Raw genomic sequence first — 18,959 nt, forward strand, 5'->3', positions numbered from 1 at the left:
AGGCTAAAGCCAAGCCCGCGGAAATCGTCCGTTTATAGCGGAACATAAACAGCTCGGATGTTTAAAAATTAAAAAGTATCTATGAAATTGATTCTCTTAAAAGGAAAAGAAAAATTATCATTTATATGATTAAAAGGAGAATGATAAATGAAGGCAATTGTGACTGGTGGAGCTGGATTTATAGGTTCCCACCTAGTTGACGAACTAATTGCAAAAGGTGCTAAAGTTTATGTGATCGATAATCTTAGCGCTGGCAAATTGTCCAATCTTAACGAAAAAGCCGAATTGTATGACATTGATATTTGTCATCCGAAAATAAAAAGCCTCATAAAGGATTTAAAACCAGATGCTCTATTTCATTTGGCTGCACAAGCGGATGTTGGTAAATCAGTTGAAAATCCTGTAGAAGATGCAAGAGTTAATATTGATGGGACCATTAATCTACTTCAAAGCTGTGTTGGCTCGTCTGTACGCAAGTTTATTTTTTCTTCTACATCTGCCGTATATGGGAATATTCAACGCGATATGATTACGGAAAATGAGCGAACTGTTCCCTCTTCATTTTATGGCCTTTCCAAATTGTCGGCAGAGTCATATATTAGGATATTCCATGACCTTTTCGGTTTACAGTATACGATTTTACGATATGCAAATGTTTATGGACCTCGACAGTTACCAAAAGGGGATGGAGGGGTTGTTTCAGTCTTTCTAGATCGATTAAAAAAAGGAGAACCAATAACCATTCATGGCGATGGAGAGCAAACAAGAGATTTTATCTTTGTAAAAGATGTAGTAGCGGCCAATATAGCCGCTGTCGATAAAGCAGACCATCAAACACTCCATATTAGCACTGGTAAAAGTATCTCTATAAATGATTTATTAGAACGTATATCCGAAATACACAAACTACCTATTACTAAAGAAATCGCTCTCTCACGTGTAGGCGATATCAGACATAGTTGTCTTTCAAACCAGCTTGCAAAAGATTACTTAAAATGGCAACCTAGCATATCAATTTCTGAGGGGCTATATCATGCATACAACCAAGCCACATAAAACGGAACAGCGCAGTATATTAATAACCGGTGCTAATGGTTTTACGGGTTTGCATGCATGCCACTATTTTGCAAATGCTGGATATACGGTCTATGCTCTTGTAAGAACGCCTTCCAAAATTCCTCCCCATAAAAATATAAATGAACGACTTTGTGATCTTACCGATAAACAATCCATCAAAAAAATATTGCATATGATAAAACCACACTTTATCTTGCATCTTGCTGGGCAAAACTCTGTACCTACGTCATGGTCTGATCCCATAAATACTTTCGAGTCAAATGTGATGTGTACAGCATATTTGCTTGATGCCATTCGAACAGACTCAAACGATTCTAAAACCATTATAGTGGGTTCTGTTTTACAATCGAATTTATCATTTCCTTCCTCATTTCAACATCCATATGCTCTAAGCAAGACGATTCAAACAGGTCTATCTGGAGCATATGGTTCTTTATTTGAATTAGACGTCATTATAGCCAATCCTTCCAATTTAATAGGACCAGGTCATTCAACAGGAGTATGCTCTCTGCTGGCTCAAAAAGTAGCAAGGATGGAAAAAGGGCAAGAAGAAAAAAAGCTAGTAGTCCATAATTTATTAGCAAAAAGGAATTTTCTTGATGTAAGAGATGCGGTAAAAGCCTATGGATTATTATTTTCTAAAGGAAAAACTGGTGAAATATATGAAATTGCATCAGTAAAAATGAGAAGCATTGGAGAAATTACGGATATTTTGAAACAAATTTCTACGATAGATTTTGAGGTACATTCTCTGACCGAACAACAGGAGATAACACCGATGATTTATGCAACTGCTATAAAAGAGCTTGGATGGGCACCCACAATTCCTTTTGAACAGTCCATACTCGAAATATTAAATTTCCAAAGAAAAAACATAGTCTAAAAATAATGAACAATCTTTTTGGCTAAATTTAATTCAAATGCCTCTTAATAGTTTTGCTCTTTTCATATTGTAGTAGTGGAAAGATGTTATTTTTCTTTCTAAATAATGAAAGAGAGGAGGCAAAAATATGGCTGAAAAAACATTTGTCAACAACAGTCCTGCAACATTACAGATTACTATTTATATTAGAGAAGATAATATCCCATACAGTAATATTGGCACAGAATCATTTGAGCTTCTTCCTGGTGAAACAAAGACAATTACTTATGGGGATCCAGTAAATGTTTATCTAAATGGTATAAACTTCTTCACTATATATTCCGGTGATTTGTATAGTAAAGTCCAATTTATAACTGCATTAAGTACTGAATTGGATAATTTACTGAATACTAATGATATATTGACAGTCACTAAAGTTGAAACGGATTATGTATTAACGGGTTCAAACGAAAATCCGTTTCTAGATGCTGTAAATAACGCCCAAACAGCACAAGAAATGCAGGCAGCAATTGAAGATCCAGGTTTGGGGTTAGATTTAACCGCTTACAACAACCTTACGGAAGTAGAAAAAGAAGAAGTAGCCACTACTGTATTAAATAACAGACCTGTTGATGGTTACCCAAGTGTAGCTGCAGTTCAATTAGCACTAGATACAGCAATTGGTCAAATCGTCGATCCATTAAATATTTATGTTCAGCAAGGGTCAAGTGGGAATGGTAGCTTCGCAAATCCATTTGGCACAATTGCAGAAGGACTTGCTGCTGTAGCGGCTGGTGGTACCCTGAATATCCTTGCAGGGACATATCCGATTACAACGCAGATTAACATCAATAAACAAGGACTTACAGTAAAAGGTGTAGCTGGCACAATTCTAATGCTGCAAGCAGATATTATTCCATTGTTAATCACAGCTGATAATACAAGAATCGAAGGATTGACACTTACTAGTGAAACTGCTTATGCAAAAGAATTTATTCAAGTAGGCGGGGACAATACGAGTCTTGTCGGCAACACAATATATGGACCTGATCAACCTCTTCCAATGGACAATTGGGTTGTGAACAGAGCGGTTGTACCACAAGTTAGTATACAAAATTTACTAGTCGAAAATAATGTTTTCTATTCTTTAAGAACGGGCATCTATATTAATCCAAATGTAACTGGGCTGATCAGTGGCAATACTATTTACAACACAAAAGGCGGTCTGTTAGTTGACAGGGCTTTCATTGTAATCGACGGAAATTCTTGGGGTATACCAGCCAATGAATTCGATATAGTACTCTTAGCTGGAACAACTACAGGACCACCTTACGATGATTTAACCGTTTTAAGCGAGAATAATGATAATGCAACCATATCTGATCAAAGAGCAGGCTAATCAAGATCATAAACTCTACAAATATCCTTAAACCTTTTATACTTTTATAACAGCACAGACTCTCACTCCGAAACCTTTTATAACGATTTCAATTGATTTAGCATCCACATCCTATTGAAAAAGACTGTAAGCAAACAGCGTGCAACCGTTTGTTTTACAGTCTTTTTTTGGATATGATGTCGAATGTTTAGTTAAGTTTGATAAATTTTAGTGATATTGAATTTCTTTTAGTACATCAATTGTATGAATATCGATTCCTAATGCTTTCGCAACGCCTTCTCCGTATTTAGGATCGGCTTTATAACAGTGGATGATATGGCGCTCTTTGATAAAGTCTTCAACGCCTTCCATATTACGAGCGGTGTTGTCGAATAGACGTTGTTGTTCATCTGGGCTCATGATGTTGAATAATTTACCTGGTTGTTCAAAGTAGTTGTCATCATCTTCGCGGAAGTCGTAAATGTCTGCTGGGCCATCTAATGGTTCGGCAGGGTTTTTGAACTTAGGTTGTTCTTGCCATTCACCATAGCTATTTGGTTCGTAGTGTAAAGTGCCACCCAAGTTGCCATCTACACGCATAGCGCCATCACGATGCCAAGTGTGTACAGGGCATTTTGGGGCATTGACTGGAATTTGATAATGATTGACACCTAAACGATAGCGTTGTGCGTCTGCATATGAGAATAGGCGGGCTTGTAGCATGCGGTCTGGTGAGAAGCTAATACCAGGTACTGTGTTAGCAGGTGAGAATGCTGCTTGTTCCACATCTGCAAAGTAGTTTTCTGGGTTACGGTTTAGCTCGAATTCTCCAACTTCAATTAGTGGATAATCCTTTTTATACCAAACTTTTGTTAAGTCAAACGGATTATCAGGATGATTTTTTGCCTGTTCATCTGTCATTACTTGGATGTACACTTTCCATTTAGGAAATTCGCCACGTTCGATTGCCTCATATAGGTCACGTTGTGAAGATTCACGATCTTTAGCAATCACTTCAGCTGCTTCTTCATCTGTTAGATTTTGAATACCTTGCTGAGTTCTAAAATGGAATTTCACATAAACACGTTCATTTTGAGCATTGATCATAGAGTAAGTGTGAGAACCGAAGCCATGCATATGGCGATAGTCACTTGGAATACCACGGTCACCCATTACATAAGTGATTTGGTGTAATGCTTCGGGAAGATTTGTCCAGAAGTCCCAGTTGTTATTTGCTGAACGCATATTTGTACGTGGATCACGTTTAACTGCATGATTTAAATCAGGGAAGTGCAATGGATCGCGGAAGAAGAATACAGGTGTATTGTTCCCAACTAGATCCCAGTTACCCTGTTCTGTGTAGAATTTTAAGGCAAAACCGCGAATATCGCGTTCAGCATCAGCAGCGCCGCGTTCACCTGCTACAGTAGAGAAACGAGCAAACATAGGCGTTTTCTTGCCAACTTCTGAGAAAATAGCTGCCTTTGTATATTTTGTAATGTCATGAGTGACTGTAAAGGTACCGAAAGCACCTGATCCTTTGGCGTGCATACGGCGTTCTGGAATGACTTCACGATTGAAGTTAGCTAGTTTTTCGATCAACCAAACATCTTGTAAAAGAATGGGACCTCGTTTACCAGCAGTCATCGAATTTGTATTACTTACGACAGGAGCACCAGCGGCAGTAGTTAACTTTTTGTTTCGATCATTTGTCATGAAATGATTCCTCCTATTAAAATCTTAGAATTGCCTTTTCGAACATAACTATAACAGATTAATAATTAAAAGTAAATTATAATGATTCTATTTTAATAATTAATTTTTAAAAATAGTAAGTATAATTTAAATTATTCCCTAAATAGGTAATTATTATGTTATATTTCATAATTATTTCTTTAAAGGAGAGTAAAAATATTCTGTTATAGATTTTTAGTCCATCACCATTGGATTTGACTTGTATTCTGCCAGTACATTTTCAGGACTCGTTTCTATTTAAATCTTGAGATGAGGGTCATACTGTCCGTTAAAGGGGGATAAATTGATGAACAATAAGAAAGTTACGCTCTATAAAGATGCTTTTATCCACTCAGATCAGGGAAGCCACTGCGCAAGCCCTCGGTACCAGAAGTTTATTAAAAAATATGATTTGGATCAGTCTATGTAACGGAGAGAGAACTGTTGGGATAATGCCACACAAGAGTCATTCTTTGACCATCTGAAGGATGATGTCGATGATCAATCGGCAAAAAGCTGAAGGAATTAGTGTCAAAAATAAATCATTACATGGTTTACTATACTAATTACCGCTATCAGTGGAATTTAAAAAAGATGATTCCTATTCAATATAGAAACCATCTTCTAGCTACTTAATCCCTTTTTTATTGTGTCCTTGACATAGGTGCCAGTTTAAATTAGCTACCCTTTTCTATTTTTTAAAAAATGAATGATTAAATATACAACCAGTGCCATAAGCGTTAAGATGACTAAAAAACTAAATAATCCCATTTTTACTTACCAAAAAAATCCTTCAGCTTCTGTAGTTACTTTGTTTCCTGCAACTTTTAAATGTAATGTAGGACTACTTGAACCCCATCCGTTAATCCAAGTTGTAACAATTTTATAGTAAGCATAAGCAGCTTGTGAAGAAGTTTCCGTTGATCTCACAAGTTTTAAAGTCTCTGATGATACAGATCCACCTATAATTCTAATCGGTCTTTCTCCATAAACTGATTTGATCTTAGAATAACCTGATTTAGGTACATATATTGTGGCATAAAATTCAGATGCTAATGTTCCTGCATCGTAATAAACTCTCCATGTTTGTGTACCAGGATCAACAGGATAGGTAGCGAAAAGTGAGATAGTTGTTGCTGGTTCAATACCTACAGTGGCTTTTTCACCATTAGGTAAGTCCATTTGAGTTTCTTGTTTTTGATTTTTTTCTAAATCAAATGTAGCTGATAAATCTGAAGTATTAACATTGTTAGATTCAGCAGCGAATGCTTTATCAGTTTTAATAAAAGTGAATAAACACAATAAAACTAATACACTCCCAACCAAAAATGCGTACTTGTTTTTCAAACTAACATTTTGCATATATTTTCTCCCTTTTTTAATATAATATATTATAAATGAATCAATTTCATCAATCATTTTCTTCTTAAAAAATACGAACATTTAATAATAACTAATTTTGATAATTGTGGAGCGGAAGACGGCGACTCCTCGAAAATGCATGCATTTTCTTCGTGCGGTGTTAGTTCAGGAAGTTTATTCAAAGTCCTACGGGAAAAGCTTGAGCTGAAAGCCCCACAGGAACAATTTAAGGGACAAAGCCTAAGTTCGCCACGTCCTGTGGCAACGGCTTCGGGGTCAACATCGTGTCGACCCGAGGAGATTGAAGCCAAGCCCGTGGAAAGCGCCGTCTGGAGTGGAACAAAAACTTCTGAATATTAATGTTCATGTTGATTTAAAACGTTCGTGTTTTTTATCTGAATTTTGCATTATGAAATTGATTCAAATATTACACTATAATTATTATTTGTCAATATTTTCTTTTTTATATTAATTGTTGGATGATCAGATATTATCTATTGCTTATAGATTAAATGAAAATAGTTATTCCTGTATATATTTTTATTTAACTTCCACATTACGTATATTAAAGGGGAATTTAGGATGTAATTCCCCCTTTAACTAAAAAAACAGCTTAAACATCAGCTTAGGGAGTGTATGTACACTCCCTAAGCCTTCCCTACCATAAGATTGACAGTTCGATTCTTAAATGTTCTTCAAACGCAATGCGTATTTTTGGAAATATCCTTTTTATAGAAAATATTAAAAATAACGAATTTAATGAAATGTACTTAATTGAAAATGATATTTTATAAATCTTCACGCGTGTTGATTTTACAAAAATTAGGTCGTCTGTGACGTAATTTTTGACAAAACCTGTATTTTTCGGACCATTTATATGGATCTTCGCTGCGGCTTGCTCGTTCCTTTTGTGTGGCACATATTCGATAAAAAAACAATCCAATGTCCTGCGGAAAGAGCGAATAAATCTTTTGAAAGAGCGAATAAAATCCCTGAGAGAGCAAATAAATTGTCTCAAGGGGCGAATAAATACTTTATGGATAAAATTGGATAACCAACGTGCCTGATAAATCTTCTAAAACCTCTATAAAGATGGTAAATAATTTTACCTATTAAAGAAAATATAATAGGTTGAGAGCCGTTTTGATTTTTTGTATAGTTCATCGCTGTGTTTACCTTCCTATTTCTATGCTTGATTGGATCGTTTTATCCCGCATAACGGACAGTAAGACCCCCACCTCAAGGTTTAGAGAGAAACGGATAGTTGGGGGGATCAACTGCCGCATGCGTCCGATTGGTTTGGGCGGGCAAGATGTTGGTCCCTCAGGTATTGCCATAAGACGTGGTGCTTTTAACCTGAGTTTCTCTAGTTCAGTGGGGGATGAAGAAAACCTTCACTGATGGAAGTTTCACTTTATAAATTTATGATTTGTGTATATGATTCATTTGAAAAAGGTTATTGACAAGAGGAGGTTTACGTTTTAATATTATCTTGAATTCAAGATAATTGAATTCAAGATTTTAAATAAGCAAATTCATTAAATTCTGAAGTGAAATAGAGGAGAGTGTGTTAGATGACGGATTTTATTCAATTAGTAACAGAAAGACGTTCTGCAAGTAATTTTCATCCAGAATACGCCATAAAAACAGAAGAACTAGATGAAATATTTGAATTAGTGAAACTGGCACCTTCAGCATTTAATCTTCAACATACTAAATATGTAACAGTTATTGATCCAACTGTAAAAGAGAAAATAAGAAAGGCTGCAAACGGTCAATATAAAGTATTTTCAGCTTCTGCTGTAGTACTTGTTCTAGGTGATAAAGAGGCCTTCCGTCAGGCAGCAGAAATTTATGAATGGTTGGAGATGTTAGGGATTGTTAGTAAGCAGGAATATGACTTTATGGTCAATGACACTGTATCTTTTTATGAATCAGGAGGAGAGGCCTTTAAAAGGGATGAGGCCATAAGGAACGCTTCTCTATCTGCTATGATGTTCATGCTGGCCGCAAAGGAAAAGGGTTGGGACACATGCCCGATGATAGGCTTTGATCCCGAAGAAGTAAAAAATATTTTAAATATTAGTGATCAGTATGAAGTAGTTCTGATGATTACCGTGGGAAAGGAAAAAAAGGAAAGCAGAAAACCACGTGGATATCGTAAGCCTGTCAGTGAATTTGTCACTTATGTATAAAACAAAAAACGTTGATATTAGTATCATTACAGAAGGAGGATAAATCATGAAACATATATTCAATAAAGGTCAAGATCCTAAAAAGCCAACATTATTATTGCTTCATGGCACTGGTGGAAATGAATTAGATCTATTACCTATTGCGAGAAAAATAGACGATACAGCTGCTGTTTTAAGTGTCCGTGGCAACGTATTGGAAAATGGAATGCCTCGGTTTTTCCGAAGATTGAGCGAGGGAGTATTTGACGAAGAAGATCTTATTTTTCGAACGAAGGAATTGAATGAGTTCCTTGATGAAGCAGCAAATCAATATAATTTTGACCGTGACAATATAATAGCGATTGGCTACTCTAATGGGGCGAATATAGCTGCTAGCTTATTATTCCATTATCAAAATGCATTAAAAGGTGCAATACTTCATCACCCAATGATTCCAAGACGGGGAATAGATCTTCCTAACTTATCAGGAAAGTCTGTATTTATTGCCGCTGGGACAAATGATCCAATTTGTCCATCACAGGAATCAGCCGAACTACAAACGATATTAGAAAGAGCAAATGCAAGTGTGGAACTTCACTGGGAAAATCATGGACATCACTTAACATTTGAGGAAGTAGAAGCGGCATCCCAATGGTATCAACATCTCCTTCAAAAGTAAAAACATTTTAGAAGGATAAAAAAACCGAATTTGATAAGAATTATAAGTAAAATATTGATAAATTAATGTTGATATGTTATTATTATCTCGAATTCGAGATAAATGAATTGAAGGTAATTAATTTTGGTTTTTAAGAAAAAATAGAGAAACCTTCTACAATTTGCTAATGAGATTAGTTGAGGTTATGGTTGATCGGAAAAATGTAAAAAAGTATATGCATATTAACGAATGAAAGGAATGATTCAAATGAAAAAGCAAACAGCTGGTATTCACCACATTACTGCTATTGTTGGACATCCACAAGAAAATGTCGATTTTTATGCGGGCGTTTTAGGTTTACGTTTAGTAAAAAAAACAGTCAATTTTGATGATCCTGAAACATATCATCTTTATTTTGGCAACAAAGCTGGGAAACCAGGTACCATTATTACTTTCTTTCCTTGGAGCAATGCTTATAAAGGACGTATTGGTGATGGTCAAGTTGGCGTAACAACCTATGTTGTTCCAGAAGGAGCATTGCCATTTTGGGTGAATAGACTTGCGAAATTTTCTATACCATTTAAAAAAGCAGAGCGTTTTGGTGAACAAGTCGTTCAATTTGATGATCCGCATGGGCTTCATATCGAATTAGTAGCACGTAAAGATGGGGAACGAAATGAATGGGTTTCAGGCGATATCACATCGGAAGTTGCTATTAAAGGGTTTGGAGGAGCAACTCTATATTCTAGCTTCCCAGAAGAAACAGAAAAAGTATTAGTGGATGTACTAGGACTTCAAAAAATGGCAGAAGAGGGCGATTACAGACGCTATCAATCGACTGCAGAGATCGGCAATATAATTGATTTAAAGGTGACTCCAGGTTTGAGAGGTCAGATGGGTGTTGGAACGGTTCATCATATTGCTTGGAGAGCAAAAGACGATACTGACCATCTAGAATGGCAATCTTATGTTGCAGAGCATGGACAATATGTAACAGATGTAAAAGATCGTAATTATTTCAATGCCATCTATTTCAGGGAACCAGGAAAGATTTTGTTTGAAATCGCTACTGATCCACCAGGATTCGCGCATGATGAGTCTCTCGAAACAATGGGGGAAAAATTAATGTTGCCTGCACAGTATGAACATTATAGAGAAAAACTTGAACAAAGCTTAATACCAATTGAGATTAAGAATTTGGATTAATGGCAATTAGTTCTCATATAAAGTGAGAGGGTCATCCATGCACTAGATGACCCTTATTCTATTCTCTATGCCTATTTTCAGGCAGGTGAATCGTAATTTTTGTGCCTTGTCCCTCTTCGCTTTCTAGTTGGAAGGTTGCACCTTTCATCAAAGATAGTTTGTTTAAAGGATTTGTAAATCCCACTCGTTTATTTTTTCTGCTTAGGAGTTCCTGCTGCTTCTTTCGTGGGATTCCCACGCCATCATCTTGAATAACAATTTTTACGCCTGTTTGTTCACGATCTATCGTAATCCACAGAGTTCCACCTTGGTTTCGTGGCATAATTCCGTGCTGTACGGCATTTTCTGCTAGAGGTTGAAGCGTCATAGAAGGAATCAAAATATCAATGGTCTCATCAATTTGGTAAACGATTTTTAGTCGATCACCAAAGCGAATCTGCTCGATAGCCAAATAAGCTTTTAATAATTCCAATTCATCATCAAGCGGAACAAGGGTATGATGACTTTGAAAGTTCAATTTGGCACGAAAATAAATAGCTAAATAATGTAAGGCATCACGCGTTTTTTCCTCGTCAATATAACTAAGACCTATTATGGTATTAATCGTGTTATATAAGAAATGTGGTTTGATTTGAGCATAATAAAAGCTCAGCTCATGCTTGATCGCCTCATTAGAAGACTGTTTCATCAGTAACAAAGATTCTACACGTACTTTTAATTCTTCTAAGTCGATAGGCTTTTGCAAGAAATCGTTAGCACCCATTTGAAAGGACATGGTTAAATCAGAAATTCGTCCAGCAGCTGTCAACATAATGATTGGTAATTCAACCAAATCATATGTCTGACGAATAACTTGACAAACATCATAACCAGACATTCCCGGCATCATTAAGTCTAAAATAATGAGATCTATTTTTTCTGCTTTTAATGTATCTAATGCCTCCTGACCATTATCAACTGCAATAACGCTGTAGTCCAAAGAGTGCATCATGTTCATCAACACTTTTAAGTTAGCTGGTTCGTCATCTACTAACAGAATAGTATATGGTTTTGTCCCGTTCACCTTTGTTGATAATAAATGGTTGATGGATGTTAGATTGTTTTCAATCTCTGGTGTTGTGTTGGGTACATTTTTATCTACAACCATTTTCCATTGCTGCAATTGTTCCTCAGTGGCGAGCGGCATTGTAAAAGTAAAACAAGAACCTCTTCCGACTTCAGAAGTCACCGAAATTTGTCCACCTGAATCTTCAACAATCTTTTTTGTAATACTTAATCCTAAACCAAGACCGTCTGTTGTATAGGTTGGATCATTTTTAACTTGATAAAACGAAGAAAAAATCCTTTTTATATGTTCTTTAGCTATTCCTTCACCTGTATCTGTGACGGATATGCTCATGTGATCCTTAAAGGGTTTTGCAGTAATCGTAATAGAGCCATGCTTTGTAAATTTGATCGCATTATAAATTAGATTGAAAAGGACTTGTTTCAGTTTTTGTTCATCTGCAAAGATAAGCGGCAAATCATTAGGAATTTTATTGATTAACGTTAAATCATTGGAAGAAGGTATTAGATAAACCATCTCAGTTAGCACTTCTTCTACTACTCGAATATTCATAGGTTTGGCAGTGAGCCTTGTTCTTCCTTGTTTAATATTCGATACGAATAAGAGGTCTTCTACAATTTTTGACAACCTTTTACCAATTGTATGGATCAATAGTAGGCTCTCTTGCTGTTTTTTACGAAGGGGTCCTTCTGCTCCTTCCATTAATGTTTGAGAAAGATTAATGATCCCGTGTAATGGAGTGCTAAGCTCATGTGACGTTTTTGCTAAGAAATCATCTTTTAATTTGTCTTGTAAAAGCAGCTCGTTGGATAATTTTTCTGCTTTACAAAGAGCCGCTTGATAACGATGCCTCATTAACAGGGACAGGGCAGAGACCATTACTAAAAACATAAGTAACGTACTGTTCCCGATTTCTACTTCGAAGAAAAACTCAATAGCCAACAATATTCCATAAGAAATAAAGGAAAGGCCAACTATTAGTATATAAGGATATTCATCTGTTTTTTGCATAAATGCTCGGAACAATAAAACATAAACGTAAGAGAAACAAATACCCGAAATAGTAGCCGCCAGTGTTTGCATAGTAGTCAATGGAACATAGTCCATAATGTCAGTTGTTGGACAAATAATACCAAATAGAATTACTTGAAAAAGTAATATACTACATAAAAATGCAAGTACCTTTGTGATTTTTATATGAAAGAAGGTACATAAAAATAATATGAAAAATATTAACGTAAGACCCATGGCGGTCATCTGAATGTCAAATTGCTCTGTAGGGGGAACCTTGGGAAATAGTATAAAAAGCCATCTTTCATTGACGGTTGAAATGTATACAGCTTGTGCTAAGCAAAAAAGGCTGAAGAATAATTCATATAGATGATGCTTGATTTGAATATGGACGGTGACATAAGTGAGCGAATAAAGTAAATAACCTGCGATAAGAAAAGCTTCGATCAGCCGAGAAAGCCCTTGTTTTGCTAAAATTTGATCAGGTTTGCCAAAATCAATGGGCTGAACAATGCCGCCTCGAGCATATTCTTTATTGGCTACTTGTACAACGATTTCGACCATTTTATCTTTACTATTGCCAAAGGCAACATATTTTCGAAAATCGTATTGATACTTTTGACTGCTTTTAGAGGGAACACCCGCAGCTCCTGCTTCTATGCCATTGATAAATACTTTGCTTGCATTTCGAACTGTATTTACTTTTATGCCATATCGTCCATCTTTGGGTACCTTTATTCGTAAACGATATGTACCAGATCCAAATGGGGTAGGCTTTTTTGCTAGATACTGATCCCAGGCTTTTGGCACTGGAATTGATTTACGTATCGAGCTGAATGGACGAAACTGATCCTTAGAAGGATCTGGTGTAATCAACTCATTAGGGTAAAAATCCCATTCTCCATTAAGCTTAACCGTTTTTTCCTCTCCGCTATTCCAATTTTGCAAAGAAAGGACGCCATTTTTGGCAACATGGCTATTCGAATCAAATACGCCGAAAGCGTTTAAAATACTGCCAGTCATTATGAACAAAATCCCAATCAATATGGATATGAAGCTTTTTTTATTCCTCATATACTCAAGCCTTTCATCATCGTTTCCTTTTTAAATGTACAACGAGTATAGGTATATTGACAATCATTGTTTAAAATAAATTCTATATAAATAGAGCTAAAAATACAGCATTTCTTAAATTTGCATCCAATACTTATCTTTTTTTCCTAATCAATATGCCTGACAAATTTTCTTTAAATACGAGTGAAATGATGAATAAGATTATACATTATTAAACATTTCTTTAGAAACCATACAAAAATATAACAATCATTATCGTAATTCCTTTACAATAATGATAGATATTTAGTCCACTGGATATAAAGAGATGTCATAAGAAGAGGCTGATTCATCATTGGCGGTATTGCCGTTTTTCTTAACAGCAGCAGGATAATTGAATGATTTAGTCGTATCCTATAAAGAGGAAGAAGATAACAGGTATGTTGATTATCCAATTTAATCCATAAAAATAGGGAGATTCGTTGATTACAGCGAAGGCTTGCACGACTCATGCGGGCGAACGCTGAGGGCAACAGGATGTTGGTCACGGAATCGCTGCCACAGGACGTGGCGCACTACAATTCCGTTCCTTAATCGCTACGCTGCGGGGTCTCATCTATTCGCTTTTCCCGCGGGACGTTGAATTTTCTTCCTCGAATCACACTGCACGAAGAAAATGCTTGCATTTTCGAGGACTCGAGCAAGCCGCAGCGAAGATCTATATAAATGGTCTTAAAAATACAGAGTTTTTCAAAAGCTATGCCAAACAGACACTCCTAATTTTGTAAAATCAACACGCGTGAGAAGATAAAGTAATATAGTTAAGGATAATGGACTGGCATTCCCGTTAAAACAGGAAGCAGAACGAAAATCACAATAATATTACCAGAGGTAGATAATGATGAAAGTGCTATTAATTGATGATGAAGAGCTTTCTTTAGAAGTTATGGAGATTATGCTTTGTAAATTAAATGATATAGAAATTGTAGGAAAATATACGAATCCAATTACGGCATTAGAAGATTTAGAAAAAGTACAGGTTGATGTTATTTTTCTTGATATGGAGATGCCAGGTATGCATGGTCTCGAATTTGCAGAAAAAATAGTGGAAAAATATAGTCATATCGAAGTTCTTTTTGTAACAGCCTATCCACAATTTGCTTTAGAAGCGTTTGAAGTTAATGCAATTGATTATTTATTGAAACCCGTAAGTATGAAAAGGCTGCAAAAAGCTATTAAAAAGATAGAGGAAAAGTTAACTTTATATCAAAGTCGAGAGGAGCTAGTTGATGCAAATACTTCCAAACAGGATTTATATGCATCTTTTATGAGTAGCTTTAGATTATTTGACTATCAAAATGATGAAGTAAAATGGCGTACAAAAAAAGTAAAGGAATTCAGGTGTGTTGATTATCTATTTTATTCCAATTAAATATAGACAAAAAGAGAGATTCCTCTTGTAAAATGTAAGTACGACCAAACATTTACGAAACGAGGAATCTCTTATGAACAAGCATACCATGTTCCAAAATATGATTCAAAACTTTCTTTCAGAAACCGAGCTACAATCCATTTTAAAAGAATTCAACTATGCAGAGACAGCGCGCAAATGCACCGTTTCTACACTCCTTTCATATCTTGTCGCAGCTGCGGCGAATGAGTGGAAAAGCTTACGACATTCGGCTGATGTAGGTGCCAGCTTTGGATTAGTTTCCGTCGACCATTCGTCCCTTTCTAAGCATATGAAGGCGCTCGATTATGCCATCATCAAGCGCATTTTTGAAGTCCTCATTGGGAAGTTGAATCGTGCTACACAACGGTCTTTGAAGATGCCGAAAACCCTTTTGTCCATTGATTCCACAACGATTACGGTGGGGAAGACACGCTTACCGTGGGCGGTTTATCACGGTGAACGTTCCGGCATTAAATTGCACGTTAGCTTCTCGAATGAAACCGGTATGCCTCTTCAAATCGTTGAAACAACAGGCTTAAAGCATGATGGACCCATAGGTAAACAACTCGAAGACAAGCGCTTTATTCTTGTCGGAGACCGCGCTTATTTTTCGATTGATAAAGTGGATTCGTACGTAAAAGACGGGCAAGATTTTGTTTTTCGTTTGAAAGACAACATACAATTTAGTCGTAAAAAATCACTCAAAGGCAGTCGTACCAATAGTTCTAACGTGACGGCTGATTTCACATGCATCATCGGTACATCACAAAAACAAACACAAAAGCGTCATCGTGTCGTTCAATTTACGGATTATGAAGGAAAAGAAATGCGTGTGGTGACGAGTTTGATGAATGTCACGGCGGAAGAAATAGCCAATATGTACAAGTCTCGTTGGGCGATTGAAACGTTTTTCCGCTGGATCAAACAAAATTTAAACGTACCTGTGTTGTTTGGCACGACGAAAAATGCGGTGTTCAACCAACTATTCGCAGCGCTCATTGCGTATGTTTTATTGAAATGGTTGTACGTTCAAGTTCGTAAACAAATCAACCGAAAACCCTTGTCACTCACAGGATTTCAGCGATTGCTTCTTTGTGATGCTTTGCCTTTTGAATGGCGGCTGACACTCAAAGAAATCATCGAAAGGCATCGTTTGGTTTATGATGAAACTGTATAATTTTGGTTAATCAACACACGTGAAAGGAATTATTTGCATATCTTTGGCATAATCGTAATCACCCGATACACAAATCTCTAGTTACCGAGGAACTTTGGCCGGATAAACAAGCCGAGAAAGCAACCGCTTTATTGCATACAACGATTTATCAGCTAAGAAAAGCTTTGAAGGAAATTGGGATAGAGAAACCTATAATACTAGTCAATGATCATTACAAATTAGCAGTACCCATAAAAAGTGACGTATTAGAAATTCAAGAGATTATTCAATCAGATCGTCTGAATGTGCAAGAGGTCCAGAAAGTTATAGAGCTATATAGCGGAGAATATATGGAAAATGAAGATTTTATGTGGTCTATACAGTATCAGCAAGAACTCAAGCAAGAAGTTTTTCACTATCTCCAAAAATTTGTCGTAAGTTCAAGACGTAAAAATGAACATGCAGAGTTAGTGGGAAAAAGTTTGGAGAAGATGCTAGAGCTTAATCCATATGATGAAGCAACCATGTATCAATTATTAAAGCATTATTGTGAGCAAAATAATACTGGAAAAGTAAAAGAAGTTTTCCAAACGATTGCACACAATTTAAAGGAAGAGTTAGGGGTAAGCATACCAAGGAATATTGTGGCGTTGAATAATAATTATTTTAATAGAACGTAGCGGCATGATAGTAAATTTAATCGGATCAATAAGAAGCTATTCAGCAGGATTCAACTGTATCTGCTGGATAGCTTTTTCTTTTGTTAAAACAGGTGAGTTGATTATCCAATTTCCACCACAAAATATAATGTATTTGCTGATTTCCGATACGGCTTGCTCGCGGGCGTGTGTTAAGTGCATTTAAGGGAAACAGGAAGAGTGGGGAGCAATTGCTCGTAAAAACTCGATGGTTCAATCAACATGCAGTTGAATGAAGAGCCCTAAGTTTTACTTAATTTAAACTTTAAATAGGCATTAATATCTATATATGAATTTTTTTGAATGCATAAAATTAGTATATAGGTCATTGTGCTAACTATTTTTAAAAAATAAAATTAGTATTTAGAACTAATAGTTTATGATTTTTCTATACCATTTCTATTATAATTTAAAAAAAGAAGCGAGAGGAATGATATAGATGAAGAAATTAATAGAAATTATGGTATCCATCTTATTAATAGTCAGTATCTCTCCAATACAAGGATTTGCAAAGGAAGCGAATTCTGTACATACACTAAGTAAAGAACAACAAAATGTATATAATATTGTACTGAAAAGTATGTTAGATATAGATACTAGCGCTCAATTTAATGCTCAAAAGGTTAATTATGAAAATGTTGGAAATATAGTCAACCAGGTTGTTGAAGAAACACCCGAGATTTTCTATTATCATTCAGTTACTGTAGGCTCTGATGGTACTATTCAATTTAAATATAATAATAGTAAAAAGGATATTCTCAAAAAGAAAAGTAAGATTGATGCAGCTGTAAAAACAATTGTTGCAAAAAGTATTAAAAAAAATATGAGTGATCTTGAAAAAGTAAAGGCTATTCATGATTACCTTGTCTTAAATGTAGAATACGATTATAAGAACTATTTAAACAATAAAGTTCCAGCTGATTCTTATCAAACCTATGGTGCGTTGATCAATAAGAAAGCGGTTTGTGATGGTTATTCGAAATCAATGCAAGTGTTGTTAAAAAAAGCAGGTATAGCATCTATTTATGTAACTGGAACGGCGGATGGTGAAGATCATTCATGGAATTTAGTAAAAGTAAACGGAAAATATTATCACGTGGATACAACATGGGATGATCCAGTCCCCAATAAAAAAGGGGTAGTTAATTATAATTACTTTCTATTAACAAACAATCAATTGAAAAAAGATCATAAATGGACAGAAAGTGACTATCCGAACGCTACTAGTGGTCAATATAACTATTTTCACAATATGGAAAATATGATTGAAAAAAGTGGATACTATTACTACTCCAATGCACAAAATAATATTCTTTATAAAATGAATAAAAGCAGCAAAAAGATATCAAAGGTAGTTTCTGATCGAGTTCCGTATTTTACTATATACGGTCAATGGATTTACTATAGTAATTATTCAAATGGTGGTTATTTATATAAAGTAAAACTTAACGGAAAAAGTAAAAAGCAAATAAAGCGTATGCATGTCGTCAATATATATATGAACGGTAAAGTTTTATATTATAAAGAATTTGCTTCTGGTAAGTATCGTCAAATAAAACTTTAATACCAAAGTGATAGGTCCGAATCTCCCCCAGTGATAGTTATTCTTTCGTTAGATGAGATAAATAAAAGATAATGCCCTAAAAGAGAGTTATTTTGAAATCTTTTAGGGCATTTTATTTTGGTGAAAAATATAAATTTTCCCTTTTGATCAACACGCGTAAAAGAATATTGAATTGTTCAGAATTTGTTTAGTGATAATAGGTTAATATAATTAAATATCGATAATAAAATTTATGTGTATAATTATACAAATTATTGAAGAAAAGTAACAATATTATATATGCGGATTACAGGCAATAGAGCTCATCGCAGGCAGTAATCTCCCCATTTCAAGATTCAAGTAAATATTCGTGAGCCATTGCTCTTGGATTTGTACATGAAAAAATTTTTTACACAGAAAGAGAGGGGGAACAACTACCAGCAAAAGCTCGGTTAGTTCAACTAATACATAGCGGGGGATAAAGAAAATTTCCACCGCATGAAGTTTTCACTCTATAGGAATTTTGGG

General features: G+C 35.5%; 12 protein-coding genes and 2 pseudogenes. 11 read left to right on the top strand and 3 right to left on the bottom strand.

The window, feature by feature from the left end; all coding sequences use genetic code 11:
- Window positions 1-147: 147 nt before the first annotated feature.
- The 3 genes from FEZ13_RS18385 to FEZ13_RS20275 all read left to right on the top strand — a co-directional run bounded on the left by FEZ13_RS18385 (window position 148) and on the right by FEZ13_RS20275 (window position 3,338).
- The gene (locus tag FEZ13_RS18385; RefSeq protein WP_146553867.1) at window positions 148-1,056 is read left to right on the top strand and encodes an NAD-dependent epimerase/dehydratase family protein; all 909 of its coding nucleotides are present in this window, start codon (window positions 148-150) and stop codon (window positions 1,054-1,056) included.
- Entirely contained in the window at window positions 1,034-1,960 is a 927-nt protein-coding gene (locus tag FEZ13_RS18390) for an NAD-dependent epimerase/dehydratase family protein (RefSeq protein ID WP_146553868.1), read from the top strand. The genes FEZ13_RS18385 and FEZ13_RS18390 overlap by 23 nt, the downstream gene beginning before the upstream one ends.
- A gap of 127 nt (window positions 1,961-2,087) precedes the next feature.
- Window positions 2,088-3,338, top strand: coding sequence for a right-handed parallel beta-helix repeat-containing protein (locus tag FEZ13_RS20275; protein ID WP_146553869.1), 1,251 nt, complete (start codon window positions 2,088-2,090; stop codon window positions 3,336-3,338).
- A gap of 207 nt (window positions 3,339-3,545) precedes the next feature.
- Here the strand turns inward: FEZ13_RS20275 and FEZ13_RS18400 are convergent, their stop codons facing one another.
- Entirely contained in the window at window positions 3,546-5,033 is a 1,488-nt protein-coding gene (locus tag FEZ13_RS18400) for a catalase (protein WP_146553870.1), read from the bottom strand.
- Window positions 5,034-5,349: 316 nt separating this feature from the next.
- Here FEZ13_RS18400 and FEZ13_RS18405 point away from each other — a divergent pair.
- Window positions 5,350-5,687 (top strand): annotated as a pseudogene (locus FEZ13_RS18405) (IS3 family transposase); the annotation flags it as partial.
- Window positions 5,688-5,828: 141 nt separating this feature from the next.
- Here the strand turns inward: FEZ13_RS18405 and FEZ13_RS18410 are convergent.
- Window positions 5,829-6,413 (bottom strand): DUF5626 family protein, encoded by a 585-nt coding sequence (locus tag FEZ13_RS18410; protein WP_146553871.1) that lies wholly within the window; start codon window positions 6,411-6,413, stop codon window positions 5,829-5,831.
- 1,574 nt (window positions 6,414-7,987) lie between these two features.
- Between FEZ13_RS18410 and FEZ13_RS18415 the strand changes: the two genes are divergently transcribed.
- The 3 genes from FEZ13_RS18415 to FEZ13_RS18425 all read left to right on the top strand — a co-directional run bounded on the left by FEZ13_RS18415 (window position 7,988) and on the right by FEZ13_RS18425 (window position 10,451).
- Window positions 7,988-8,608 (top strand): nitroreductase family protein, encoded by a 621-nt coding sequence (locus FEZ13_RS18415; RefSeq protein WP_146553872.1) that lies wholly within the window; start codon window positions 7,988-7,990, stop codon window positions 8,606-8,608.
- A 46-nt stretch (window positions 8,609-8,654) separates the two neighbouring features.
- Window positions 8,655-9,266: an alpha/beta hydrolase gene (locus FEZ13_RS18420; RefSeq protein ID WP_146553873.1), complete on the top strand. Its 612-nt coding sequence runs from the start codon at window positions 8,655-8,657 to the stop codon at window positions 9,264-9,266.
- Between the two features lie 246 nt (window positions 9,267-9,512).
- Window positions 9,513-10,451, top strand: coding sequence for a ring-cleaving dioxygenase (locus tag FEZ13_RS18425; RefSeq protein ID WP_146553874.1), 939 nt, complete (start codon window positions 9,513-9,515; stop codon window positions 10,449-10,451).
- A gap of 58 nt (window positions 10,452-10,509) precedes the next feature.
- On the opposite strand, the gene FEZ13_RS18430 is transcribed toward FEZ13_RS18425, so the two are convergent.
- Complete coding sequence (locus FEZ13_RS18430) at window positions 10,510-13,551, bottom strand: hybrid sensor histidine kinase/response regulator (RefSeq protein WP_186725980.1); 3,042 nt, start codon at window positions 13,549-13,551, stop codon at window positions 10,510-10,512.
- A 928-nt stretch (window positions 13,552-14,479) separates the two neighbouring features.
- Between FEZ13_RS18430 and FEZ13_RS18435 the strand changes: the two genes are divergently transcribed.
- The 4 genes and pseudogenes from FEZ13_RS18435 (at window position 14,480) to FEZ13_RS18450 (ending at window position 18,452) form a co-directional block, all read left to right on the top strand.
- Window positions 14,480-15,013, top strand: a complete 534-nt coding sequence (locus tag FEZ13_RS18435) for a LytR/AlgR family response regulator transcription factor (protein WP_146553876.1) — start codon at window positions 14,480-14,482, stop codon at window positions 15,011-15,013.
- A 73-nt stretch (window positions 15,014-15,086) separates the two neighbouring features.
- Window positions 15,087-16,221 (top strand): annotated as a pseudogene (locus tag FEZ13_RS18440) (IS4 family transposase).
- 121 nt (window positions 16,222-16,342) lie between these two features.
- The gene (locus FEZ13_RS18445; RefSeq protein ID WP_146553877.1) at window positions 16,343-16,870 is read left to right on the top strand and encodes a bacterial transcriptional activator domain-containing protein; all 528 of its coding nucleotides are present in this window, start codon (window positions 16,343-16,345) and stop codon (window positions 16,868-16,870) included.
- Window positions 16,871-17,327: 457 nt separating this feature from the next.
- A complete protein-coding gene (locus FEZ13_RS18450; RefSeq protein ID WP_146553878.1) occupies window positions 17,328-18,452 on the top strand; it encodes a DUF5050 domain-containing protein in 1,125 nt (374 codons plus the stop codon).
- Window positions 18,453-18,959 lie beyond the last annotated feature (507 nt).

The sequence above is a fragment of the Rummeliibacillus sp. SL167 genome (assembly GCF_007896505.1).
GTDB lineage: Bacteria > Bacillota > Bacilli > Bacillales_A > Planococcaceae > Rummeliibacillus > Rummeliibacillus suwonensis.